The 23,741-nt window shown below is 45.7% G+C and carries 20 protein-coding genes, 2 pseudogenes and 1 other annotated feature; of the genes and pseudogenes, 18 read left to right on the top strand and 4 right to left on the bottom strand.

What is annotated here, in order from left to right; genetic code table 11:
- The first annotated feature begins 23 nt into the window (after positions 1–23).
- The 10 genes and pseudogenes from ACZMB2_RS09570 (at position 24) to queA (ending at position 14,155) form a co-directional block, all read left to right on the top strand.
- Positions 24–1,193, top strand: a complete 1,170-nt coding sequence (locus tag ACZMB2_RS09570; protein WP_487596568.1) for a hypothetical protein — start codon at positions 24–26, stop codon at positions 1,191–1,193.
- Between the two features lie 2 nt (positions 1,194–1,195).
- The gene (locus ACZMB2_RS09565) at positions 1,196–3,160 is read left to right on the top strand and encodes a tetratricopeptide repeat protein (protein WP_487596567.1); all 1,965 of its coding nucleotides are present in this window, start codon (positions 1,196–1,198) and stop codon (positions 3,158–3,160) included.
- 66 nt (positions 3,161–3,226) lie between these two features.
- Positions 3,227–4,891: pseudogene (locus ACZMB2_RS09560) on the top strand (phospho-sugar mutase); the annotation flags it as partial.
- Between the two features lie 45 nt (positions 4,892–4,936).
- Entirely contained in the window at positions 4,937–5,818 is an 882-nt protein-coding gene (locus ACZMB2_RS09555; protein WP_487596606.1) for a sugar phosphate nucleotidyltransferase, read from the top strand.
- A gap of 188 nt (positions 5,819–6,006) precedes the next feature.
- Positions 6,007–6,102 (top strand): hypothetical protein, encoded by a 96-nt coding sequence (locus ACZMB2_RS09550; protein WP_487596566.1) that lies wholly within the window; start codon positions 6,007–6,009, stop codon positions 6,100–6,102.
- A pseudogene (gene glmS / locus ACZMB2_RS09545) lies at positions 6,089–7,513 on the top strand (glutamine--fructose-6-phosphate transaminase (isomerizing)); the annotation flags it as partial. The gene ACZMB2_RS09550 and the pseudogene glmS, both read left to right, overlap by 14 nt.
- A 50-nt stretch (positions 7,514–7,563) precedes the next feature.
- Positions 7,564–7,792, top strand: a binding site (T-box leader).
- An 87-nt stretch (positions 7,793–7,879) separates the two neighbouring features.
- The gene (pheS, locus tag ACZMB2_RS09540) at positions 7,880–8,899 is read left to right on the top strand and encodes a phenylalanine--tRNA ligase subunit alpha (RefSeq protein WP_117496333.1); all 1,020 of its coding nucleotides are present in this window, start codon (positions 7,880–7,882) and stop codon (positions 8,897–8,899) included.
- A 14-nt stretch (positions 8,900–8,913) separates the two neighbouring features.
- A complete protein-coding gene (gene pheT, locus ACZMB2_RS09535; RefSeq protein WP_487596565.1) occupies positions 8,914–11,334 on the top strand; it encodes a phenylalanine--tRNA ligase subunit beta in 2,421 nt (806 codons plus the stop codon).
- A gap of 65 nt (positions 11,335–11,399) precedes the next feature.
- Entirely contained in the window at positions 11,400–13,100 is a 1,701-nt protein-coding gene (locus tag ACZMB2_RS09530; protein WP_487596564.1) for a CotH kinase family protein, read from the top strand.
- A gap of 29 nt (positions 13,101–13,129) precedes the next feature.
- On the top strand, positions 13,130–14,155 hold the full coding sequence (queA, locus tag ACZMB2_RS09525) for a tRNA preQ1(34) S-adenosylmethionine ribosyltransferase-isomerase QueA (RefSeq protein WP_118770102.1): 1,026 nt from the start codon (positions 13,130–13,132) through the stop codon (positions 14,153–14,155).
- Between the two features lie 57 nt (positions 14,156–14,212).
- Here queA and udk read toward each other — a convergent pair whose 3' ends face one another.
- Positions 14,213–14,827, bottom strand: a complete 615-nt coding sequence (udk, locus tag ACZMB2_RS09520) for a uridine kinase (RefSeq protein WP_118769894.1) — start codon at positions 14,825–14,827, stop codon at positions 14,213–14,215.
- A 226-nt stretch (positions 14,828–15,053) separates the two neighbouring features.
- On the opposite strand from udk, the gene ACZMB2_RS09515 reads away from it, so the two are divergent.
- Positions 15,054–15,275, top strand: coding sequence for an HPr family phosphocarrier protein (locus ACZMB2_RS09515; RefSeq protein WP_487596563.1), 222 nt, complete (start codon positions 15,054–15,056; stop codon positions 15,273–15,275).
- Positions 15,276–15,342: 67 nt separating this feature from the next.
- Here ACZMB2_RS09515 and aroA read toward each other — a convergent pair whose 3' ends face one another.
- A complete protein-coding gene (gene aroA / locus ACZMB2_RS09510) occupies positions 15,343–16,623 on the bottom strand; it encodes a 3-phosphoshikimate 1-carboxyvinyltransferase (RefSeq protein WP_487596562.1) in 1,281 nt (426 codons plus the stop codon).
- 6 nt (positions 16,624–16,629) lie between these two features.
- A complete protein-coding gene (locus ACZMB2_RS09505) occupies positions 16,630–17,718 on the bottom strand; it encodes a prephenate dehydrogenase/arogenate dehydrogenase family protein (RefSeq protein ID WP_487596561.1) in 1,089 nt (362 codons plus the stop codon).
- Between the two features lie 197 nt (positions 17,719–17,915).
- Here ACZMB2_RS09505 and leuS point away from each other — a divergent pair, with 197 nt between their 5' ends.
- On the top strand, positions 17,916–20,318 hold the full coding sequence (leuS, locus tag ACZMB2_RS09500; protein WP_487596560.1) for a leucine--tRNA ligase: 2,403 nt from the start codon (positions 17,916–17,918) through the stop codon (positions 20,316–20,318).
- A gap of 650 nt (positions 20,319–20,968) precedes the next feature.
- Here leuS and ACZMB2_RS09495 read toward each other — a convergent pair.
- Positions 20,969–21,376 carry a helix-turn-helix domain-containing protein gene (locus ACZMB2_RS09495; protein ID WP_173895491.1) on the bottom strand — a complete coding sequence of 136 codons (408 nt, stop codon included), beginning with the start codon at positions 21,374–21,376 and terminating at the stop codon, positions 20,969–20,971.
- A gap of 241 nt (positions 21,377–21,617) precedes the next feature.
- Here ACZMB2_RS09495 and ACZMB2_RS09490 point away from each other — a divergent pair, with 241 nt between their 5' ends.
- From ACZMB2_RS09490 to ACZMB2_RS09465, 6 genes are all read left to right on the top strand, one after another.
- Positions 21,618–21,908, top strand: a complete 291-nt coding sequence (locus ACZMB2_RS09490) for a hypothetical protein (protein ID WP_009320368.1) — start codon at positions 21,618–21,620, stop codon at positions 21,906–21,908.
- A gap of 239 nt (positions 21,909–22,147) precedes the next feature.
- Positions 22,148–22,324, top strand: a complete 177-nt coding sequence (locus ACZMB2_RS09485; RefSeq protein WP_009295588.1) for a hypothetical protein — start codon at positions 22,148–22,150, stop codon at positions 22,322–22,324.
- Positions 22,324–22,503, top strand: coding sequence for a DUF6906 family protein (locus ACZMB2_RS09480; RefSeq protein ID WP_009295589.1), 180 nt, complete (start codon positions 22,324–22,326; stop codon positions 22,501–22,503). Before ACZMB2_RS09485 ends, ACZMB2_RS09480 begins: the two co-directional genes overlap by 1 nt.
- A 22-nt stretch (positions 22,504–22,525) precedes the next feature.
- On the top strand, positions 22,526–22,747 hold the full coding sequence (locus ACZMB2_RS09475) for a hypothetical protein (RefSeq protein WP_009295590.1): 222 nt from the start codon (positions 22,526–22,528) through the stop codon (positions 22,745–22,747).
- A gap of 14 nt (positions 22,748–22,761) precedes the next feature.
- Entirely contained in the window at positions 22,762–22,965 is a 204-nt protein-coding gene (locus tag ACZMB2_RS09470; protein ID WP_009295591.1) for a helix-turn-helix domain-containing protein, read from the top strand.
- 14 nt (positions 22,966–22,979) lie between these two features.
- On the top strand, positions 22,980–23,663 hold the full coding sequence (locus ACZMB2_RS09465; RefSeq protein ID WP_487596559.1) for a hypothetical protein: 684 nt from the start codon (positions 22,980–22,982) through the stop codon (positions 23,661–23,663).
- Positions 23,664–23,741 lie beyond the last annotated feature (78 nt).

Raw genomic sequence — 23,741 nt, 5'->3', positions numbered from 1 at the left:
AATAACGATGGGAGGTAAGCGAAATGTTGAATATGCGGGAGACTATTCCGGAAGTATTTCGGGCAATGGAGAAACAGGTTTATAAAGATATCTGCAAGTATGATGGATGTTTTCCAAAGATTGAATATGCAGAAAACTTAAAAGATGAAGTGCTGGAAAATGCATTGAACGGATACGCAAAGGGATGTAAAAAAGAAGACGTTATAGCAATCTGTGCAGCAGAGCAAAATGGGAAAAAGGGTATTCTGTTCAGTACAGAGGGAATGTACAACAGTTGGACAATTGAAGAGGGACATGCCCCATTTACACCGGTACTGTATCATAAAATTGAACATACAAAAGCAGAGGGCAGTTCCAGGCTGACAATTAACGATTATTATGTAAAGACATATTCTATGTATTGTCGACACACGCAGTTCTGCAGTTATGTGCTGGGCTGGACAGCAAAAAAGATATTTTACAGCCGGGTTTATTTTCCAGAAGAAAAGTACTGCGTTGGTGATCTCACACGTGGTCTGGCAGAAGCCGGACCGAAGCTGATTTTGCATGTAAATGAGTCGGAACCTGCAGATAATGAACTTGAAAAGGTCGAGACCAGTCTTCTTCTGCTGAATCTGAAGACCAGAGATCTGAAGGTGGAGACATACAAAGGATTGCAAAAAAACAGCTGTAAAGTCAGATATAAGATACATACAGGAGAGTATATAGGTGCTGGTCTGGTGATTGATTATAATGCGAAGAAGATTCTGAATTTTTCACATAGACCGGTTATTTATGAGGAGTTAAAAGCAGTTCCTGTTGGAACGATCGTACAGTTGTATGAGGCCTTTGATCATATTTACTATGGATTCTGTGAGAAAACATCTGTGGTGGAAATTGCGCAGTTTACATCAGAGAAGTCTCCGGCTCCGGATTGGATTCTTTCGTTGGATGGAAACATTTGCCAGAAGATGGTTCCCGATCAGAAATTTTATCAAATATCTACAGCAGAAGGAGTGCTGAAGATCTCAGATTTAGAGAAGCATCCAGTAGATGATCAGATACTGGATTCGCAGCAGATCCAGTGCGGTGAACCTGTTACAGTATGGCGGGAAATGCTTTCGAATGGACAGAAGCAGGCGATAGTGCCTGAGGAAATTTTTGCAGAGACTGAGATTGAATTTGAATCAGAAAACAAGAAGGGAGGGGAATGATTATGGGGTTTGGATTTTTTGGATTTGGAAGAAAAAAGACAGATAAAAAGCAGGATGAACAAAAAGAGCAGATTCCCAAGGAACTGGCAGCATATCGGGCGGCAATAAAGACAGAGGAAGAACAGGGATTTGAAGCTGCAAAGGACATGTATATCATGGCAGCAGAAAATGGAAGCCGGGAAGCCTGCGTGCGTCTGAGTACCTATCTGGAAGAAAAAGACGAGACTTTTTTCGCTCTTATTTTGTCTCAGTGTGTGGCTGATCTGGGAGATGGAGAATCAGCATATAAGGCAGGTCTGGCACTCCAGGCAGGTCTGGAAGCAGACAGAGATGATCGAAGTGCATTTTATATGTTCCGGAAAGCTGCAAATGCCGGTCATATAGAATCTCAGTATCTTCTTGCGTCTATGTATTACAGAGGGATCGGAACGGCAGAAGACTTGAAACAGGCTGCGTTGTGGGCGCATCGAGCTGCAGATGCCGGTCATATAGAAGCCCAGTATCTGTTTGGTATGCTGCGTGGTCGTGGTGAAGGTGTGGAAATGAATACAGAGGATGCATGTGGCTGGCTGAAAAAAGCAGCTGCGCAGGGGCATGCAGGAGCAATCCGGATGCTTCAGGCTCTGGACGAAAAGAAGCTTACCGGCCAGAAAACAGGAGAAAAATCAGCTCGTGCGGTGGCGCAGGAATGTGTTCGGAAATTGTCGGTGGAAGAACAGTATCGTCAGGGAATGGAATCCTATGAGACGGAAGATTATGTGAAAGCATTTGTATACCTGAAGGAATGTTTCAGTACTTCAGAAATGAAAATGTATCCGGACGCTTTGGCGGCTCTTGGAAAGATGTATGAACAGGGACTCGGAACGTGGGCAGATCCAAGAAAGGCTCAGGTATTTTACTTGCTTGCTTGCGATAAAAATAATGTGCTGCCTTACATGGAATTTTGCGCTCTGCAGAATTTTCCGTCTGTCATGGATATTGAAAATGTACTTCCATTGTTTGAAAAGATGCATGCCAAATGGCAGGGGGATGAAGAAACTTGTCAGAACATGGAGGAAATAAAACAGGAACTGCAGAAAACAAAGGAGGGCCTGCAGGGATTTTTGAAAATAGCAGATATGCTTCTTGAAGAAAAACAGAATGATTCTGCACTTGCGAAAACTATGCGTTACCGGATCGCTGCCCGTCTGGGGTCTGGAAAAGCAGTCTTAAAATTGGCGGAGCGCCCGGATATAGGAAAAGAAGACAGACGATTTCTATATGAAGTTGCTGCAAACAGGGGATGTGCGGATGCTATGTATCTGCTGTCGAAAGAATGCGAAGGAGATCATCTGCTCCTGGAATGGACATTCTGGTTGTTGAAAGCTGAGCAGGAAGGATCAGCGGCTGCTCAATGTACATTGGGTCGTACTGCACTTTCAGAGAATCAGGATGAGAAGGCAATGGAATATTTTGAAAAGGCTGCAGAGCAGAATTATCCGGATGCATTGCTGATGTGTCATGGTATGTATGAACAGGGGCGTGGAACAGAAAAGGATAAGAAAAAGGCTATGTGGTATTTGCAGAGAGCTGCAGAACAGGGAAGTTGTAGGGCACAGGTGAAATATGCATATCTGCTTGAAACGGGAGATGGTGTAGAAAAGAATCCTGCACAGGCTGTAGAGTGGTACCGAAAGGCAGCATTGAATGAGGAAAATAGTGAAATTGCCTGGTATGCATATGGTCGTGTGCTTCATGAAGGAATTGGCTGCCGAAAAAATCAGGAAAAAGCAGCATTCTGGCTGGAAAAAGCAGCAGAGAAGGGTCATAACAGGTCACAATATATGATTGGAAGCATGTATGCAGATGGGGAAGGAGTTCCAAAGAATATAGAGATGGCAAAGAAATGGCTTCATAAAGCATGTTGGTCGAAAGACTATAAGATTTCATCAGCTGCGCGGAATAAATATAGCAGACTTGAGAGATAGTCCGTTAAATGGTAAAATCAAAGCATGATTGGGAAAATAACATACAAATGACGAGGTGAATGAGCAATGAACATGAGAGAAGAATACGAGCGCTGGCTTGCGAATGCAACCGCAGATGCGGATGTGGCAGCGGAGCTCAAAGCCATGGATGATGCGAAGGTTGAAGATGCATTTTACCGTGATCTGGCATTTGGTACCGGTGGATTGCGTGGTGTGATCGGAGCAGGAACCAACCGTATGAATATCTATACGGTAGCAAAAGCATCCCAGGGACTGGCCGATTATCTGAAGAAACACTATGAGAAGCCGTCCATTTCCATTGGTTATGACAGCCGTATCAAGAGTGATGTGTTTGCAAAAGTTGCTGCAGGCGTATTTGCTGCAAATGGCGTACAGGTCAATATCTGGCCGACACTGCTGCCGGTGCCGACTGTATCTTTTGCAACCAGATATCTGCATACTTCTGCAGGTGTGATGGTGACGGCGTCCCATAACCCAAGTAAATACAATGGTTATAAGGTCTATGGAGCAGATGGCTGCCAGATTACCACAGAGGCTGCTGCAGAGATCCTGGCTGAGATCGAGAAGCTGGACATCTTTGCAGATGTGAAGAACAGCGAGTTTGAAGCTGGCGTTGCTGCCGGACAGATTAAATATATTCCGGATGAGGTATATACGGCATTTGTCAATGAGGTGAAGAATCAGTCTGTTCTGTTTGGCGAGGAAGTGAACAAAGACGTAGCTATTGTGTACAGCCCGCTGAATGGTACTGGTCTGAAGCCGGTGACCCGTACGCTGAAAGAGATGGGATACACCAATATCACCGTTGTCAAGGAGCAGGAGCAGCCGGATGGCAATTTCCCGACCTGCCCGTATCCGAACCCGGAGATCAAGGAAGCCATGGCTCTTGGCATGGAATATGCAAAGAAATGCAATGCGGACCTGCTGCTGGCTACTGACCCGGACTGCGACCGTGTCGGTATTGCGGTAAAAAATAAATCCGGAGAGTATCAGTTACTGACTGGTAACCAGACTGGTATGCTGTTACTGGATTATATTTGCAGCCAGCGTCAGAAACATGGCAAGATGCCGGCAGATCCGGTGATGGTGAAGACCATCGTGACCATGGATATGGGAGAGCAGATCGCAACCCATTATGGTCTTCGTACTATTAACGTGCTGACTGGATTCAAATTCATTGGAGAGCAGATCGGCAAGCTGGAGCAGCAGGGCAAGGCTGACAGCTATGTATTTGGTTTTGAGGAGAGCTACGGTTATCTGACCGGCTCTTATGTGCGCGATAAAGACGGTGTAGATGCTGCTTACATGATCTGCGAGATGTTCAGCTACTATGCAACCAGAGGCATCAGTCTGCTGGATAAGCTGGAAGAACTCTTTAAGACTTATGGATATTGCATGAATACCCTGCACAGCTATGAGTTCGATGGCAGTGCCGGATTTGCAAAGATGCAGAACATTATGCAGGCATTCCGTGGAGACATCACAGAGTTTGGCGGCAAGAAAGTTGTCAAGCTGCTTGACTATGCACAGGGGCTGGATGGACTGCCGAAGTCTGACGTGCTGAAATTCCTGCTGGAAGACAACTGCTCGGTAGTTGTTCGTCCGTCCGGTACAGAACCGAAGCTGAAGACCTATATTTCTGTCAGTGCAGAGAATGAGGAAGCAGCAAAGCAGATGGAAGCAAAGATCAGTGAGAGTGCGGAAAATATTAAAATAGAAAAGAGAGTAGAAGAAAAGAAAACAACATTATTAATCATGGCAGCCGGAATTGGATCCAGATTCGGCGGTGGAATCAAACAGCTGGAGCCGGTAGATGCACAGCATCACATTATCATGGATTATTCCATTCATGATGCTATTGAGGCTGGATTTAACAAAGTAGTATTTATTATCCGCAAGGATATCGAGCATGAGTTCAAGGAAGTGATCGGTGACAGAATCGAGGCGATCTGCAAAGCTCATGATGTGACTGTGGATTATGCATTCCAGGATATCAACGATATTCCTGGAACTTTGCCGGAAGGCAGAACCAAGCCGTGGGGAACCGGCCAGGCAGTGCTGGCAGCCAAAGATGCTCTGGATACCCCGTTTATTGTAATCAACGCAGATGATTACTATGGAAAAGAAGGATTCCGTGCCGTTCATGATTATCTGGTAAATGGCGGACAGTCCTGTATGGCAGGATTTGTGCTGAAGAACACCCTGTCAGACAATGGTGGTGTTACCCGTGGAATCTGCAAGATGGACGAGAAGAACAACCTGACGGAGGTAGTGGAGACCAAGAATATTGTGAAAACTGCAGGCGGAGCTGAGGCAGACGGTGTAGTCATTGATACAGATTCTCTGGTATCCATGAATATGTGGGGCCTGACACCGGATTTCCTGAAGACACTGGAAGATGGATTTAAGGAGTTCTTTGAGAAAAAAGTTCCGGCTAACCCGCTGAAGGCAGAGTATCTGATCCCGACTTTTATCGGAGAACTGCTGGCAGCAGACAAGATGTCCGTAAAGGTACTGCGTTCCAATGATACCTGGTATGGTATGACCTACAAAGAGGACGTGGAAGCTGTAAAGGCAAGCTTTAAGAAGATGCTGGATGATGGCATCTATAAAGAAGACCTGTTTGCAGATCTGTAGAAAGCGTCTGACTATCTGACGGAGCAGGTGCGGCTCTACGTGATGACCGGTGAAGAAAAATATCTGAATAATTTTTTTGTGAGGCAAATGAGAACCGTCGGCGGGAGCATGCGCTGGACAGTCTGAAGCAGTAGATTCTGAAGAAAGTCTCCAGACTGTTACTGACTGCATTCCGAAGCATTGACCATGTGTGCCGGATCGGCGGTGATGAATTTGCAATCGTTATGGTTGAGATGACCAGTGATCTTCGCTATACGATTCAGGAGAAACTACAAGAAATATAACTTAGGACCCATCGATGCAATCGCAAAGACCATGGTGCGTGTACGTGGTTCCTATGCACTGGAACTTATGTTCCGTGATTATCCGGGCGAGATCTGGGTAGCAAGAAAAGACAGTCCCATGATCATCGGTATCGCTGACGGGGAGACTTATGTGGCATCTGATGTGCCTGCAATCCTGAAATACACCCGAAATGTATACTATATCGGCAATCTGGAGTTTGCGAAACTGACACCAGGAGAAGCGCATTTTTATAATCTGGATGGTGATGAGATTGAGAAGCAGACAACCGAGATCAAATGGGATGCAGAGGCTGCAGAGAAGGCAGGATTTGAGCATTTTATGATGAAAGAGATCCATGAGCAGCCAAAAGCTGTCAGGGATACACTCAATTCCGTTGTAAAAGACGGCAGGATCGATTTTAAGGAGATGCAGATCAGTGATGAGGATCTGAACAAATATGAGCAGATCTATATAGTAGCCTGTGGTTCTGCATGGCATGTGGGAATGGCCGCACAGTATGTGCTGGAAGATCTGACAGATATTCCGGTACGTGTGGAGCTTGCATCAGAGTTCCGTTATCGGAAGATGCCACTGAACCAGAAGGCACTGGTCATAGTGGTCAGTCAGTCTGGAGAGACCGCCGATACACTGGCTGCATTGAGGCTTGCAAAGGAGAAGAAGCTTGCTACCCTGGCGATTGTCAATGTAGTTGGAAGCAGTATTGCCCGGGAGGCAGATCATGTGCTGTATACACTGGCAGGACCGGAGATCTCTGTAGCGACCACAAAAGCTTACAGTGCACAGCTGGCAGCGATGTATTGTCTGGCAGTGCAGTTTGCCAGGGTGAGGGAGAAAATCACAGAGGAACAGTACAGCTTTTACATTTCTGAATTGTTATCGATTCCCGAGAAGATGGAGAAGGTTCTGGAGGATAAAGAACGGATTCAGTGGTTTGCGGCAAAGTATGCCAATGCTCATGATGTATTCTTTGTAGGACGTGGAATTGATTATGCGATCTCTCTGGAGGAAAGTCTCAAACTGAAAGAAATCTCCTATATTCATTCAGAGGCATATGCGGCAGGAGAACTGAAGCATGGAACGATCAGTCTGATCGAACAGGGAATGCTGGTCATTGGAGTTCTTACACAGGATGAGTTGTATGAGAAGACCATCAGCAATATGCTGGAGTGTAAGAGCAGGGGAGCATATCTGATGGGGCTGACGACCTATGGACATTATGAGGTGGAAGATCAGGTGAACTTCGCTGTGTATGTACCAAAAGTGGATGAACATTTTGTGGGCAGTCTGGCTGTGATCCCGCTGCAGCTGCTTGGATATTATGTCAGCGTGGCAAAGGGACTGGATGTAGATAAGCCAAGAAATCTGGCAAAAAGTGTGACGGTTGAGTAGGAAACCCTCTTGACTTTCAGAAAATCTGTGCTATAGTAGAAAAAGATATTTCAAATGCGAAGAAGGTGCAAGTAGCATTCTGTTTTCCATCAGAGAGATCGGGTCAGCGGCTGGAAGCCCGGTCAGGTTCAGGCAGAAAGGTCGAAGTTCACACCGGAGCAGCATTCCTGAACAGATAGAGTAGGGGATGACGTGTTACTGCACGTTATGCAGTTTTATGAGTGTCCGGCATAGCCGGAAAGCAGGGTGGTACCGCGGATTATAAGCTTCGTCCCTTTTGAGGGGCGGAGCTTTTTTATCGTATAGGAAACAAGGAAAGTTCCAGAACCGTCCGATAAATCTATGTAGTAGAAAAGGAGTTTCAACATGAAAGAAAGATTGCAGAAGATCAAAGAAGAGGCAATTGCCCGGATCAAAGAGTCAAAGAATCCGGAATCTCTCAATGATGTGAGAGTCTCTGTACTTGGAAAAAAAGGTGAGCTGACAGCACTGTTAAAGAGTATGAAGGATGTGGCTCCGGAGGAACGCCCGGTCTTTGGTCAGCTGGTAAACGACACCAGAGCTGAGATTGAGAAGGTTATGGAAGAGGCGAAAAAAAATATGGATAAGCTTCTTCTGGATGCAAAACTGAAATCAGAAGTTATCGACGTAACCCTTCCGGCTAAGAAGAATAACGTAGGTCATCGTCATCCGAACACCATCGCACTGGAAGAAGTAGAGCGTATCTTCATTGGTATGGGCTACGAAGTGATCGAAGGACCAGAAGTAGAGTATGACCTTTATAATTTCGAGAAACTGAATATTCCGGCAAATCATCCGGCAAAGGATGAGCAGGATACTTTCTATATTAACAAGGACATTGTGCTTCGTACTCAGACATCTCCGGTACAGGCAAGAATCATGGAAAAAGGCAAGCTGCCGATCCGTATGATCTCTCCGGGACGTGTATTCCGTTCGGATGAAGTGGATGCGACTCATTCTCCGTCCTTCCATCAGATCGAAGGTCTTGTTATCGACAAGAATATTACCTTTGCTGACCTGAAAGGAACTCTGGAAGAGTTTGCAAAAGAGCTGTTTGGAGAAAACACGAAGACAAAATTCCGTCCGCATCATTTCCCGTTCACAGAGCCCAGTGCGGAAGTAGATGTAAGCTGCTTTAAGTGTGGTGGAAAAGGTTGCCGTTTCTGTAAGGGATCCGGTTGGATCGAGATCCTTGGCTGTGGTATGGTACATCCGCATGTACTTGAAATGTGCGGCATCGACCCGAATGAGTACACCGGTTTTGCATTTGGTGTAGGTCTTGAGAGAATCGCTCTTCTGAAATATGAGATCGATGATATGAGACTGCTGTATGAAAACGATATCAGATTCTTAAAACAGTTCTAAGGAGGATTACAAAGATGAATACATCTTTATCATGGATAAAAGCATATGTGCCGGAGCTTGAGGTGACTGCACAGGAATTCACCGATGCTATGACCCTGTCAGGCTCCAAGGTGGAAGGATTTACAAAAATGGATGCCGATCTGGAGAAAATCGTGATCGGACAGATCAAGAAGATTGAGAAACATCCGGATGCAGATAAGCTGATCATCTGTCAGGTAGATATTGGAGAGGAATCTCCGATCCAGATCGTTACAGGTGCTCCGAATGTCAAAGAAGGAGACAAGGTTCCGGTCGTTCTGGACGGTGGACGTGTGGCAGGCGGTCATGACGGCAAGATGACACCTGGCGGCATCCGTATTAAGAAAGGTAAACTTCGCGGAATCGAATCCAACGGTATGATGTGCTCTATTGAGGAGCTGGGTTCCACCAGAGATATGTATCCGGAAGCACCGGAGTACGGTATCTACATTTTCCCGGAGACTGCTGAAGTAGGAGCAGACGCCATTGAAGTACTGGGACTTCATGATGTGGAGTTTGAGTTCGAGATCACTTCCAACCGTGTGGACTGCTACAGTACGCTTGGCCTTGCAAGAGAAACAGCTGCTACCTTCCATAAGGAGTTCAAGGCTCCGGAAGTTCATGTAAAAGGCTGCGGCGGTGATGTGAATGATTATATTAAAGTAGAAGTACAGGATCATGATCTGTGTTCCAGATATTGTGCAAGAGTGGTAAAAAATATCCGTCTTGCTCCGTCACCGGAATGGATGCAGAGAAGACTGGCATCCGTTGGTATCCGCCCGATCAATAACATTGTGGACATCACCAACTACGTCATGGAAGAGTATGGTCAGCCTATGCACGCGTATGATCTGGATACCATTGCAGACCATAAGATCGTAGTCCGCCGTGCAGCAAATGATGAAAAATTTGTTACTCTGGATGGTCAGGAGAGAACACTGGATGAGAACGTTCTGGTCATCTGCGATGGTGAAAAAGCCGTTGGTATGGCAGGTATCATGGGTGGAGAGAACTCCATGATTACCGATGATGTAAAGACCATGCTTTTCGAGGCAGCCTGCTTCGACGGTACCAACATTCGTCTTTCCAGCAAACGTGTAGGTCTTCGTACGGAAGCTTCCGGAAAGTTTGAGAAGGGTCTGGATCCCAACAATGCACAGGCAGCCATCGACCGTGCATGCCAGCTCATTGAAGAACTGGATGCCGGTGATGTAGTAGATGGAACCGTAGATGTATATCCGGTGAAGAAAGAGGAAGTTCGTATTCCCTTTGAGCCGGACCGCATCAATGCTCTGCTGGGAACCGATATCAGCAAAGAGCAGATGCTCGAGTACTTCAAACCGATTGAGCTTGCTTATGATGAGAAGACCAATGAGATCGTAGCTCCGACTTTCCGTCAGGATCTGTTCCGTACTGCAGATCTGGCTGAGGAAGTAGCACGTTTCTTTGGATATGATAATATTCCGACGACTCTGCCGAGAGGAGAGGCAACCACAGGAAAGCTTCCGTTCTATCTGAGAATTGAAGCTGTTGCAAGAGATATCGCAGAGTTCTGCGGATTCTCCCAGGGTATGACTTACAGCTTCGAGAGTCCGAAAGTATTTGACAAACTGATGCTTCCGGAGGATGCAAAAGAGCGTCAGGCTATCCTGATCTCCAATCCGCTGGGGGAGGACTTCTCCATTATGAGAACTATCTCCCTGAATGGAATGCTGACTTCTCTGGCCACCAACTACAATAGAAGAAATAAAAATGTACGTCTCTATGAAATGGGAAATATTTATCTGCCGAAGAGTCTTCCGCTGACGGAATTGCCGGATGAGAGAATGCAGTTCACTCTTGGTATGTATGGCGATGGCGACTTCTTCAGCATGAAGGGTGTCGTAGAAGAGTTCCTCGACAAGATCGGTATGCATGAGAAAGAAGTTTACGATCCGAATGCCGGAAAATCCTTCCTGCATCCGGGACGTCAGGCAAATATCGTTTATGATGGAACCGTGATTGGTTACATGGGTGAGGTTCATCCGACCGTTGCTGCAAATTATGGTATTGGTGACCGTGCTTATGTAGCTGTTCTGGACATGCCGTCTATCGTTGAAAAGGCAACCTTCGACAGAAAATATGAAGGCATTGCAAAATTCCCGGCAGTAACCAGAGACATTTCCATGGTACTTCCGAAAGAGATCCTGGTAGGACAGGTTGAGGAGATCATCGTGACCAGAGGCGGAAAGATTCTGGAGAACTACGAACTGTTCGACATTTACGAAGGTTCCCAGATCAAGGAAGGATTTAAGTCTGTCGCTTATTCCCTTTCCTTCCGTGCAAAGGATCATACTCTGACGGACACTGAGATTACTTCCGCAATGAAGAAAATCCTGGATGGTCTTAAGGCTCTGGGCGCAGAGCTGCGTCAGTAATGATGTCTGAAAAAAAATCCATCAGGGCGGGGCTTTTAATAGCTGCCGCCCTGGTTTTGTTGTTTGTGGCATTCAAAAGTCCCGGGGAAGCGCAGAAGATGGAAGAGGCAGATGATATTATCGTTTCCCAGGAAGACTCCTTCTGTGCCGGAGATCTGGTGTTGGAACTGTCTGATGCGGGCGGTTATCCGATTTACTACACGCTGGACGGCAGTATTCCTGGATTTGAAAGCGGATTTTATGAAGATCCCATTGCTTTTACGGCTACAGATGAGGTGCAAAGCTGCGTGCTCCGTGCCCGTTCTTATGATGAGAGTACCGGAGAATGGGGCGATCTCTTTACAAGAACTTACTTTTATGCGGACAGCATGGAGACATTGAAAGAACGGTTCAGTACCTATATTGTCTGTCTGACCAGTGATCCTTACAATCTGTATGATTATGAATATGGTATCATGGTGGAGGGAAAGATTCGGGATGAGTATGTAAACAGCCCGGAATATATTTCCGGAAAACTGACACAGCCTGCAAACTTTACCCAGCAGGGAAGAGACTGGGAACGGGATGCATTTGTGGAGATTCTGTCTCCGGATGGAGAGCGCCTCATTGCCCAGGATGCAGGAATGCGGATCTTCGGGCATGCCAGCAGACAGTATTATTACAAATCCTTTAAGCTCTATGCAAGGAAAGCCTACGGAAATGATACATTTGCCTATCCATTTTTTGAAGATAATACCCATGGAGCGGATCAGAAGGTACAGGATGCCTATCAACGTCTGGTCGTAAGGGCTCATGGCTTTGATAAGAGTGTGACCCTGTTCCGGGAAGAGCTGTTTCAGACTCTGTGCAGTCAGATCGAAGGCATTGACAGTAAGTCTGTTGCACCGGCGTCTGTATGGCTGAACGGTGGTTACTATAATTTTGAATGGCTGCAGGAAGTCTATGATGATACTTATATGGAAGAAAATTACGGACTTATGCAGGAGGGCGACTACTATCAGAAACTGGCGCTTCGGGCGAACAAGCTGACGCTCAGTATTGCGAAAGGCAAGACCGACAGCGGGGATGAGGACGAAGAGGAGACCGTCGGAACGGAAGAAGCAGAGCCGGTAGTGGAGACAACAGACCGGACTCCGGAGGAGGAGCAGGCCTCAAAGGATTATCATAAAATGGCAGAGTACGCAGAAAAAGACCTGACCGATGATGAGACCTTTGCGGAACTGGAACAGCTGGTTGATATTGATAATATGATTCAGTATTTTGCGATTGAGACCTATATCGCCAACTGGGACTGGCCGTTGAACAATATTAAGCTGTATCGATATTACAGCCAGAACAATGTCTATGGAACCGGACGACAGGATGGAAGATGGCGGTATCTTTATTATGATATGGAAGCAGGCTTCAATATTTATAATGAAGAACCGGAAGACTGGCTGGATATAGAGACCGTGATGGAGCAGAATCCGCTGTTTGGAGCTGTCATGAAGAGGCCGGATATGCAGGAAAAATTTGCGAAGTATATAGAACTTTGCATTAAGGAATATTTTACGGAAGACAGAGTCCGCGTGGCTGTCGAAAAACTTTGTGGGGAACGCGATAGCGAACTGGCAGAAAGTTTTGCTTACAAACACAGTATTGATGAGTCGTATACGATGAACATGGATGATGTAGAACGGAACAAAGAAGTAATCTATGACTTCGTGGAGAAACGTCCGGAGATGATGCGGCAGCAGATACAGGAACTGTTTGGAATTGAACTATAGGAGGTTATTATATTTTGGACGAACAGAATATGAGTTTACATGATTTTTATTATGATCTTCCCCAGGAACTGATTGCACAGGATCCACTGGAAGACCGTTCCAGTTCCAGACTGCTGGTACTGGACAGAGAGACCGGAAATACCGAACACCATATTTTCCGGGAGATTATTAATTATCTGAATCCGGGAGACTGCCTGGTGGTGAATAACACAAAGGTTATTCCGGCAAGGCTCATCGGAAACAAGGTCGGAACTGATGCGAAGATCGAAGTGCTTCTTCTGAAACGAAATGCAGATGATGTGTGGGAAACACTGGTGAAACCAGGCAAGAAAGCAAAACCGGGTACGAAGATCAGCTTCGGTGACGGGCTTCTTGTAGGAGAAGTAGTAGATGTTGTAGAGGATGGAAACCGGATGATCAAATTCACCTATGATGGTATCTTTGAAGAAATCCTGGATCAGCTGGGACAGATGCCGCTTCCACCCTATATTACCCATCAGCTGAAGGATAAGAATCGCTATCAGACGGTTTATGCGAAACACGATGGTTCTGCAGCGGCGCCGACGGCCGGCCTTCATTTTACACCGGAGCTTTTACAGGCTATTAAGGACAAGGGTGTCAATATCGCCCACGTAACCCTGCATGTAGGCCTTGGTACCTTCCGCCCGGTAAAGGTGGAAAATATCAAAGAGCATCATATGCACTCCGAGTTCTATATGGTGGAAGAGGATCAGGCGAAACTGATCAATGAGACAAAGACAAAGGGTGGGCGGATTATCGCAGTGGGCACTACCAGCTGCCGTACCCTGGAATCCGCTACAGGAGAGGATGGAATCTTAAAAGCCGGAAGCGGCTGGACGGAGATCTTCATCTATCCGGGATATCAATTTAAACTGATCGACTGTCTGATTACCAATTTCCATCTGCCGGAATCCACACTGATGATGCTGGTATCCGCACTGGCAGGAAGAGATAAGATCATGGCTGCTTATAAAGAGGCAGTAGAGATGAAATATCGGTTCTTCTCATTTGGAGATGCGATGTTTATAAAGTAAAAGAGTAACAAAATACCCCGGAGCAAAGTAACAGCTCCGGGGTAAAATTCTGCCTTTCTAATTTTCATCCAGCATCAGCTGAATTTTGGATTTGACAATATCGAAGGCCACATTATTCATACCACTGTTGATGACCACATCGGCCAGAGCACGGGTTGGTTCTACATACAGATAATGCATGGGTTTTACGGTGGTCAGATACTGATCCACGATATTGTCAAGATCACGGCCGCGTTCTTTCACATCCCGCACAATCCGGCGGAGAATACGCTCATCAGCGTCTGCCTCCACGTAAATTTTAATATCCATCATGCTGCGGAGCAGTGGATCCGCCAGAAGGAGAATTCCCTCTGCAAGGATGATCTTTTTCGGCTCAATATGAATGGTTTCCTGAGAACGATTGTGTGCGCTGTAATCGTAGACGGGACAGTCCACAGCCTGACCTTTTTTTAACATTTTCAGATGTTTGATCATCAGATCGGTCTCCAATGAAGCCGGATGGTCATAATTTACTTTTTTCCGCTCTTCAAAAGGTACATCATCCTGTCTTCGATAATAATTGTCGTGATAGACAACTGCCACGTCATTCGGAAAGGCATCCCGCAGACGGTTGGTAAAGGTTGATTTTCCGGAACCGGTACCTCCGGCAATTCCGATAATCATAACGCTCATACAATAGTTTCCTCCTGTGTTCGTTCGCAATCATACTTCGGTCTATTGTACACTCTTTTATGACAAATTTCTACAGGTAATTGCATAAAATGAGAAAAACGGACAACAATGATGTTAAGAACAAGTCAAGAATCATTCAGAATATTTGACTTTATTGAGAAAATGTACCATAATAGATAAAAATTGGAATATATAAAAATTGATCACGGAAAGGGGTGTATTTTCCATGACGGAGATTCAGATTAAGCTTCCACCGGAAAGTGTAAGCACATTTGTAAAAAAGACGCAGGACTGCGATTTTAATGTAGATATTGCCTATGATCGTCTGGAAATTGATGCAAAGTCTTTGTTGGGAATTTTAAGTCTGGATTTGAACAAAATCCTGCATGTGAAAATGTTTGGCCATAACGAGGCTCTGGAGGATTATCTTCAGACACTGGCTGTGTAAAGGAAAATGTGGGAAAAGGAGCTGCCGGAAAACGGGACAGCTCCTTTTTATATCCTGTAGATGAAATTTATTTTGCCAACATGGCAAGATCTTCATAAAATCCAGGGTAGCTGATTTTTACGCAGTCAGCGCCGGTGATCTTGGTTTCGCCATCGGAAGCAAGGGCGGTGATGGCAAAGGTCATGGCAATGCGGTGATCCAGCTTACTGTCGATGACGGCACCATGGAGTGGATGTCCGCCTTCGATGATCATGCCATCGTCGGTAGCAGTAACATGGGCGCCCATGGCGGTAAGGTTTTGTACCATTACGTCAATCCGGTTAGACTCTTTGACTTTCAGTTCCTGAGCATCCTTGATGACAGTAGTTCCTTCTGCAAAGCAGGCAAGAGCAGCGACTACAGGAAGTTCATCAATAAGAGTTGGAATTACGGCACCGCCTACGGTTGTTCCGTGAAGGGAACCAGCACGGACCAGAAGATCTGCTGTGGGTTCTCCATTTCCAAGATTTTTATTGAGAAGTGTGATATCGGCTCCCATATCTTTACATACCCGGAGAAGTCCGTCTCTGGTCGGGTTGATTCCCACATTTTTAATAAGAATCTCCGAACCTGGAACAATCAGTCCGGCAGCAATGAAGTAAGCGGCAGAGGAAATATCACCCGGCACCTCGATCTCCTGACCATGGAGTTCCGATCCGGGAACAATCATGGCCGTAGTATCTTCACTGGTGATCTGTGCTCCGAAATGCTTCAGCATGATCTCTGTGTGATTGCGGGAAAGATAGGGTTCTGTCACACTGGTCGTGCCATCTGCATAGAGGCCTGCCAGCAGGATACAGGATTTGACCTGAGCAGAAGCAACTTTGGACTGATAGTGAATGCCGTGAAGCTGGCTTTGGCGAATGCGAAGCGGTGCACAGCCATTTCCTCGAATACTTTCAATATCTGCTCCCATCTGGCTTAGAGGATCGATGATCCTTTTCATAGGACGGCTCTGGATGGATTCATCACCGTTTAATTCTGTAGTAAAAGGCTGACCTGCGAGAATGCCGGAGATCAGGCGGGTGGTAGTACCGCTGTTTCCTACATCAAGCATGGAATCCGGAGCAGTCAGTCCGTGGATGCCTTTTCCGTGAATGAGGATTTCATCCGGTGTTTCCTCAATCTCAATGCCCAGCTTCCGGAAACAGGCAATGGTAGAGAGGCAGTCTGCACCTCTTAAAAAGTTGGTGACTTTTGTGGTTCCGTCTGCCAGCGCGCCGAACATAACAGAGCGGTGGGAGATGCTTTTGTCACCCGGAATGGTAACCGTTCCTTTTAAAGGAGCGGAAGCTTTCGTAAATTTCATAGTTCGTTACCTTTCGTAAATCACATAGCGATGTTTTCTTAAAATATCTGCAGCCTGTACCATGGACTGTTCATCGTAAAATTCAATCCGCAGTACAGCTTCGATAAACTCCCGGCTGTGGACAATACCGATATTTTTCAAACTGATCTGGTTGCTTGCCAGAATGGTAGCAAGGGTGGCAATTCCACCGGCTTCGTCTACCATATCGCAGTAAAGTTCGTAGATAGGCTGCAGGGCACCGCTTCCTTTCACCGGAAGACTGTTACGGTAATCCCGAGAAGTCTCAAACAGATGATAGATAGAACCCTGTTCTGCGTTGTCCAGTTCTTTTTGGATGCGTGTCAGAGAAGCAATGTAATCTCCGAGAATAGAAGAAATATTCTTCCGGTTGGTCATGCAGATCTGTTCCCACATCTCCGGAGAGGAGGAAGCAATACGTGTAATGTCTTTAAATCCGCCTGCTGCCACCAGCTTCATGAGTCCATTTTCCGTGTCGGAATCTTTCACCAGATTGACTAAGGATGAAGCAATAATATGGGGCAGATGGCTGATACCTGCTGTCACATAATCGTGGGTACGATAATCAACAACCAGCGGAAGTGCTTTTAAGCTTGCAACAAAGTCGCGGTAGCGGTCTACGGCACCGTCAGGGTTTTTCCCGGTAGGAGTGATCATATAATAGGCATTTTCAATGAGAATCCGTTTGGAATTGGCATAGCCTGTCTTCTCGGAGCCGGCCATGGGATGTCCACCGATAAAGTTTTCTTCCATACCAAGTTCCGTAACTTTTTCGTGGATGTCTGTCTTGGTACTTCCTACGTCTGTGATGATGCAGGAAGAGTGGATGAGGGGCTTCAACTGTTCCAGATATTTTGCATTGCTGGAAACCGGGGCGCACAGGAATATATAATCGCAGTCTGCGAAATCCTCCCCGACTCCATCCGGAATCCGGTCTACCACACCGTCAGCGACGGCCTGTTCCACAGACGCCCGGGTACGGGAATAGGCGATGATCTCCGCATCCGGATAAAAATGACGGACGGCCCTGGCGATAGAGCCGCCGATGAGTCCCAGTCCGATAAAACCAGTTTTCATGATTGTTCTCCTTTAGCACGTTAATGTCTATAAGTATAGCACGGTTCCTGGAAAATAGAAAGGTTTTTCTAAAATCAAAATTGACAAACAAAAGGTAGTATATTACACTGATATAGTTAAAGAATAAGCTGAATTACCGGAAATTCCGGATCGTTATTTGATAGCAGCGTCGGAAATCGAGAAGGAGGACATATGAAATGAAACATAATTTCCGAAAGATAGAAGCCAAATGGCAGCAGAAATGGGATGAGGCCAAGATCTTCAATGCAGTGGACGGAAGTTCCAAGCCGAAGTTCTATGGTCTGGTAGAATTCCCATATCCCAGCGGTGCAGGTATGCACGTCGGACACATTAAGGCATATTCCAGCCTTGAGGTAATTTCCAGAAAGAGAAGAATGGAAGGCTATAATGTCCTGTTCCCCATCGGATTCGACGCATTCGGACTCCCGACCGAGAACTATGCCATCAAGACCGGCAAACATCCGCGTGTGATCACGGATGAGAACATTGCAAAATTCACCAACCAGCTGAAAAAAGTTGGATTTTCCTTTGACTGGGATCGTGTCATCGATACCACAGACGAGGATTATTACAAATGGACCCAGTGGATTTTCCTGAAAATGTATGAGCATGGCCTGGTATTCAGAAGCAAAGCGCTTGTAAACTACTGCCCGTCCTGTAAAGTTGTTCTTTCCAATGAAGATAGCCAGGGTGGACACTGCGATATCTGCCACAGCGAGGTTATCCAGAAATCCAAAGACGTATGGTACTTAAGAATTACCGAGTATGCAGACAAACTGTTGGAGGGTCTGGATCATGTAGATTATCCGGCAAACGTAAAACAGCAGCAGGTAAACTGGATTGGTAAATCTACCGGTGCATTTGTAGACTTTAAAGTAGACGGTGTAGATGAGCAGTTGGAGATCTATACCACCAGACCGGATACCCTGTTCGGTGTTACCTTCATGGTTATGGCTCCGGAGCATCCGCTGATTGATAAATATGCAGACCGCATTTCCAATATGGATGCAATTAAAGCATATCGCAGTGAGTGCGCGAAGAAGACAGAATTTGAACGTACTCAGCTGGTAAAAGATAAGACCGGTGTGAAGATTGAGGGCCTGGAGGCTGTTAATCCGGTTAATGGTAAGAAAATTCCGATCTTCATTGCAGACTATGTAATGATGGGTTATGGTACCGGAGCCATCATGGCAGTACCGGCACATGACCAGCGTGACTACGATTTCGCAAAAGCATTTAATATCGATATTATTGAGGTTATCAAAGGCGGAGACATCACCAAGGAAGCCTATACCGGAGACGGTGAGATGGTGAACTCCGAGTTCCTGAATGGGTATACGAATAAGAAAGATTCCATCAAGAAGATGCTGGAAGAACTGACGAAGCAGGGGATTGGTCGTGCCGGCGTACAGTTCAAAATGAAAGACTGGGCATTCAACCGTCAGAGATATTGGGGTGAGCCGATTCCGATCGTCCACTGTGATAACTGTGGTGTTGTTCCGGTTCCTTATGAAGAGCTGCCTCTTCGTCTGCCGAAGGTAGAGAATTTTGAGCCGGGTGTGGAAGGAGAATCCCCGCTGGCTAAGATTGATTCCTTCGTAAAATGCAAATGCCCGAAATGTGGACGCGATGCAAGAAGAGAGACCGATACCATGCCGCAGTGGGCAGGATCTTCCTGGTATTTCCTGCGTTACATTGATCCCCACAATGACAAGTGTCTGGCAGATCCGGAAAAACTGAAATACTGGATGCCGGTTGACTGGTACAACGGCGGTATGGAGCATGTTACCAGACACGTGATTTATTCCCGTTTCTGGCATCATTTCCTGTATGACATCGGTGTAGTCAATACTCCGGAGCCTTACGCAAAACGTTCTATTCAGGGACTGATCCTTGGACCGGACGGAGATAAGATGAGTAAATCCAAGGGTAACGTTGTAGACCCGTTGGATATTGTAGCGGATTACGGTGCAGATACTCTGCGTACCTATGTTCTGTTCATGGGTGATTACGGTGCAGCTACTCCGTGGAACGAGAACTCTGTAAAGGGCTGTAAACGTTTCCTGGAGCGTGTAGCCGGATTTACGGATATGCTGTCTGAGGACAAAGAGACAGAAAAACTGGAGACTCCGCTTCACAAGACCATTAAAAAGGTATCTTCTGATATCGAGGATATGAAGTTCAATACTGCCATTGCAGCATTGATGACTCTGACTAACGACGTATACAATGTCGGAAAGATCAGTAAAGAGCAGCTTCAGACCTTCATCAAACTGCTTTGCCCCTTTGCTCCCCATCTGTGTGAGGAAATGTGGGAGGCAACCGGCGGAGAAGGCTTCCTTTCTCTGGCATCCTGGCCGACCTATGAGGAGGCTAAGACAGTTGACGCACAGACCGAGATCGGTGTACAGATCAACGGTAAACTTCGTGGTACCGTAGTCATTCCGACCGGTGCTGACAAGGAAGAAGTATTTGCAGCTGCAAAAGCAGATTCCAGAATCGCATCTCTGGTAGAGGGCAAGACCTTTGTAAAAGAGATTTATGTACCGAACCGTGTGGTAAACTTTGTAGTCAAATAAGCAAAATAGCTAAATTCACAACTGTAACTTAACAGAATATCTGACAAAAAGGACATTCTAACGTGAGACCATCCGTGAAGAGGTGGGAAATGACGGGAAACCCCGTGAAATCAAGGTTTGTGGCGAATTTCATAGAGAAAAAATGAAGCATCTTTGACAGCGAATTTGAGAATAAGCTGTTTCGGATGCTTTTTTTGTGCCCTTGGAAGGGAGGGAAGTGGATAGAGTGCTTGGAAGCATTGGTTTTACTTGGTTTTTGAGCACTTGTTCTATCCACAACACCTCAAAGTTAGGTTGTAAGGACATTATACATCAGGCATCCTCTTCTGAAAATAGGTCAAGCGTTATAACGTGGCGTTATTGCGTTACTGATTAAGTGTTGTCAATGTGCGTGTTTGTTTCGTAAAGTCCCATAAAATAAGGGTTTTTTGAAAGTAACGCTTTGAAAAAAAGGCGTTACTCAATGCAATCAGTACACGGAACAGGAGAGCCGGGACTGGATGCAATCAAAGTGACAAATTGGAACCTTGCAAATAAAGTTGTCACTTTGGCTTATTTTCAAGGAAAAATGAACTTTTTCGGGAATTGCTTCCCTAAAAAGCAAAGTGACAATAAAAGGGTTACAAGTAACCCAAAAAAGCATAAAAAAATCAGCCAACCATGTCACCATTTTCTGTACCCATCAATCCGGATGATTTTGCAGTCACATCTCTTTCTTTTTTCACCTTCCGGAGCTTTAGTTGCAATAAGCCCATGAGTTCCTCTTTGTCATCTTCAGGAAGCTCCCGGAAACCATTCAACAGCTCCTCTTCCAATTTGCAGATATTGGACTTCTGCATATTGGAAGATATTCCGGTTGCCAACCAATTCATATCACACTCTAACACTTGTGAAAGCTTATAAAATGCAATAACGGAAGGCGTAGTTTTTCCGTTTTCGATTTTGCTCAATGCTCCTGAAGTGATGTCACATCTCTCATATATGTCTGTTTGAGAGAGTTTCAATTCTTTTCTTCTTGTTTTAATACGTTCACCAATTCCCATCATATCTAATTCCATGATGACCTCTCTTTCTGCAAATTGGAATATATATTCTTCCTGAAAGCAGAAAAAGTGTTGACATTCTGCAAATAGGAAGATATAATAAACCTTGCAAGGGTTACTTGTAACCCACTAATCCAAGATAAATCATATCAAAAAACTTAGTAAATCTCAATAGTCGGAGTTCTCCGGCACAAAGAAAGTCACCCGGTTCAGGGTATCAGAAAATGGAACTATGAAGGAATGAAGGAGGTGCAGGATGCAGAAGCAGGAATTTGAGGAAAGAATTGAAAGAACTGTCACGGATGAGCAGTACAAAGTGATTGAAGAAGTCTACATGTGGCATCCATCTATCCGGAACACATCCGGCAAAGATGAAGTTGCTGAACTGTATAAGAGCTTTGGTATGACAATCTTCCATGACATGCTTCCAAGAGCAAAGAAAGCCCATGAGCTTGATGAGCTCCTCCGGAACGCACAGAGAGAAGTGCAACGGATACAGGAAGAGATAGAAGAGCTGTCCTGTCCTACTTTAAGAGTTGAAGAATGAGACAGTGGCATCAGGGAAAGGAAGGTTTTATGAAGGTAACAAGGATACAAGACAAGTATAACCCGGACAAGGTTTGGATGATAAAGCGGTACCTGTGCGGTACATTCTATGTCAATCAGGAGATTAAGGGGCAGAAGTTCTATGACCGTGATAGAAGGATGACAAAGCGGATGCTTGTCAGTATCGGAGTTTTAGCTTGAAGCCCTGATGTTCAAATATATAGAGAGGAGATGAGGCATTTGCTGAACCTGTCAAGTGATGAAATGGAAGCATTGGTTGAGCACAGAGAGAAGTTGGATGCAGAGCTTGAGCAGCTCCGGGAGAACCGGATGGAGCTTGAGGCAGAGATTGAGGGAAAGGAAAACGCTCTCAATATAATTGACAAAATTATAGAGGGGACGGAGGTGAGCTACTGATGAAGAACGGAAAGGCTCCCACAAGGGAACAGAAGAAGATAATGAAGGCTCATGGATTGGTGCCGGAGAATTGGCTTGTGGTCAAGAACCTTCCGGACTCATTGGAAGTAGTGAGCCGGGTATCTCTGAAGAAGGTTGGAGGAAAACCAAAGACAAGGACTATATCAAAGAGCCTGTAATTGGTTGGAAAGGTAGGCTGTAATGGAGAAATACAAGGATAGTGATGTGGAGTTGATGTCAATACTCCTGAAGCTTCAGGAACAGACAAGCCCCATCAGGATGTCCATAGGATACACAGTAGGCGGCACAGTCCGTCAGGGTATCATCCTGTATGAGGCGGCTCCAAAAGTCATTGAGACCCTTATAGAAAAAGGATACACCTGTGACCTGAATGGTTGCGGTATGAGGGTATACAAGCTGTGATGTGAGGTGAGCAGATGGCAACAAAGCAGACGAGACTGACACCCTTTGGGCGGAAGGTCAGGAAAAGGCTCATAGACAAGAATATGACACAGGTGGAGCTTGCTGCTTTGCTTGGATGCAATAAGCAGTACATCCATAAGATTTTAGTCGGTGAGCGTAGTGGAAAGAAATACATTGAGGCAATATCAAGGATACTGGATATTGAGGTAGCAGCATGAAGGAGGTGAGCTGATTGGCTGAAGTATATGTCACATTGGGAGAAGCTGCTGAACTGGAAAGAGTTAAGTACAACACAATGGTCAAGAGGGTATTAAGGAAGCAAGAGTCCTTTGTGACCAAGACCGAGAAGTCAGAGAATGGCGGAAAAGATGTGGTACTTGTGGCGGTCTCCTCACTTTCAAAGCAGGCAAGGAACGCATGGAAGGAACGGGAGAAGCTGAAATCTTTCACGGAAGAATTTCCGGACAAGAAAGAGGATGAGCAGAAGCCGGAAGTTCCATGGTATGTGAATACAGATGTTGATTGGTACATTGAAAACTACAAGGAGAGATACTACAAGGCTGTGGAGCTTGGGAACGTGGTCAGAAAGTTCCTTCAGTATGACGAAGGAGACCGGACAAAGTACGCTGAAGAGTTTGCACAGAAGTATCTTGGAAAAGGTCAGAGAACACTCTACCGATACACCAAGGCATACCTTGAAGCATCCGCATGGGCGGACAAGCTTGAGAAGGAAGACGGAGCAGGGCGTGAGTTCTTCAAGGTTCTCTGCCTGTGCCGGAAGCCAAAAGAAACCGGATGCTTTCCAAGTATCAAGCCGGAGGTCAAACAGGTTATCAAGAATATATGGTTCAATGAGGACTTTGCCCGAAACCAAGGAACCCGTGAGATGCTGTATGATATTGTCAATATTGGTTGACACATTTATCTCAAAGATATCATTTCCTATGCAGCCAGGCCCAGAGATTGGTAGTATCTCTGACGCTTAATCATAGGA

The sequence above is a fragment of the Hominiventricola sp. genome (genome assembly GCF_057604405.1).
Note: the sequence above shows the minus strand (reverse complement) of the source record. Positions and strands in the feature narration are given on the sequence as shown.

What these genes read in the sequence shown, in the direction of transcription:
- ACZMB2_RS09570 (WP_487596568.1), top strand. Translation starts at nt 24, where the DNA reads ATGTTGAATATGCGGGAGACTATTCCGGAAGTATTTCGGGCAATGGAG.
- ACZMB2_RS09565 (WP_487596567.1), top strand. Translation starts at nt 1,196, where the DNA reads ATGGGGTTTGGATTTTTTGGATTTGGAAGAAAAAAGACAGATAAAAAG.
- ACZMB2_RS09555 (WP_487596606.1), top strand. Translation starts at nt 4,937, where the DNA reads ATGGCAGCCGGAATTGGATCCAGATTCGGCGGTGGAATCAAACAGCTG.
- pheS (WP_117496333.1), top strand. Translation starts at nt 7,880, where the DNA reads ATGAAAGAAAGATTGCAGAAGATCAAAGAAGAGGCAATTGCCCGGATC.
- pheT (WP_487596565.1), top strand. Translation starts at nt 8,914, where the DNA reads ATGAATACATCTTTATCATGGATAAAAGCATATGTGCCGGAGCTTGAG.
- queA (WP_118770102.1), top strand. Translation starts at nt 13,130, where the DNA reads ATGAGTTTACATGATTTTTATTATGATCTTCCCCAGGAACTGATTGCA.
- udk (WP_118769894.1), bottom strand. Translation starts at nt 14,827, where the DNA reads ATGAGCGTTATGATTATCGGAATTGCCGGAGGTACCGGTTCCGGAAAA.
- ACZMB2_RS09515 (WP_487596563.1), top strand. Translation starts at nt 15,054, where the DNA reads ATGACGGAGATTCAGATTAAGCTTCCACCGGAAAGTGTAAGCACATTT.
- aroA (WP_487596562.1), bottom strand. Translation starts at nt 16,623, where the DNA reads ATGAAATTTACGAAAGCTTCCGCTCCTTTAAAAGGAACGGTTACCATT.
- ACZMB2_RS09505 (WP_487596561.1), bottom strand. Translation starts at nt 17,718, where the DNA reads ATGAAAACTGGTTTTATCGGACTGGGACTCATCGGCGGCTCTATCGCC.
- leuS (WP_487596560.1), top strand. Translation starts at nt 17,916, where the DNA reads ATGAAACATAATTTCCGAAAGATAGAAGCCAAATGGCAGCAGAAATGG.
- ACZMB2_RS09495 (WP_173895491.1), bottom strand. Translation starts at nt 21,376, where the DNA reads ATGGAATTAGATATGATGGGAATTGGTGAACGTATTAAAACAAGAAGA.
- ACZMB2_RS09490 (WP_009320368.1), top strand. Translation starts at nt 21,618, where the DNA reads ATGCAGAAGCAGGAATTTGAGGAAAGAATTGAAAGAACTGTCACGGAT.
- ACZMB2_RS09480 (WP_009295589.1), top strand. Translation starts at nt 22,324, where the DNA reads ATGAAGAACGGAAAGGCTCCCACAAGGGAACAGAAGAAGATAATGAAG.
- ACZMB2_RS09475 (WP_009295590.1), top strand. Translation starts at nt 22,526, where the DNA reads ATGGAGAAATACAAGGATAGTGATGTGGAGTTGATGTCAATACTCCTG.
- ACZMB2_RS09470 (WP_009295591.1), top strand. Translation starts at nt 22,762, where the DNA reads ATGGCAACAAAGCAGACGAGACTGACACCCTTTGGGCGGAAGGTCAGG.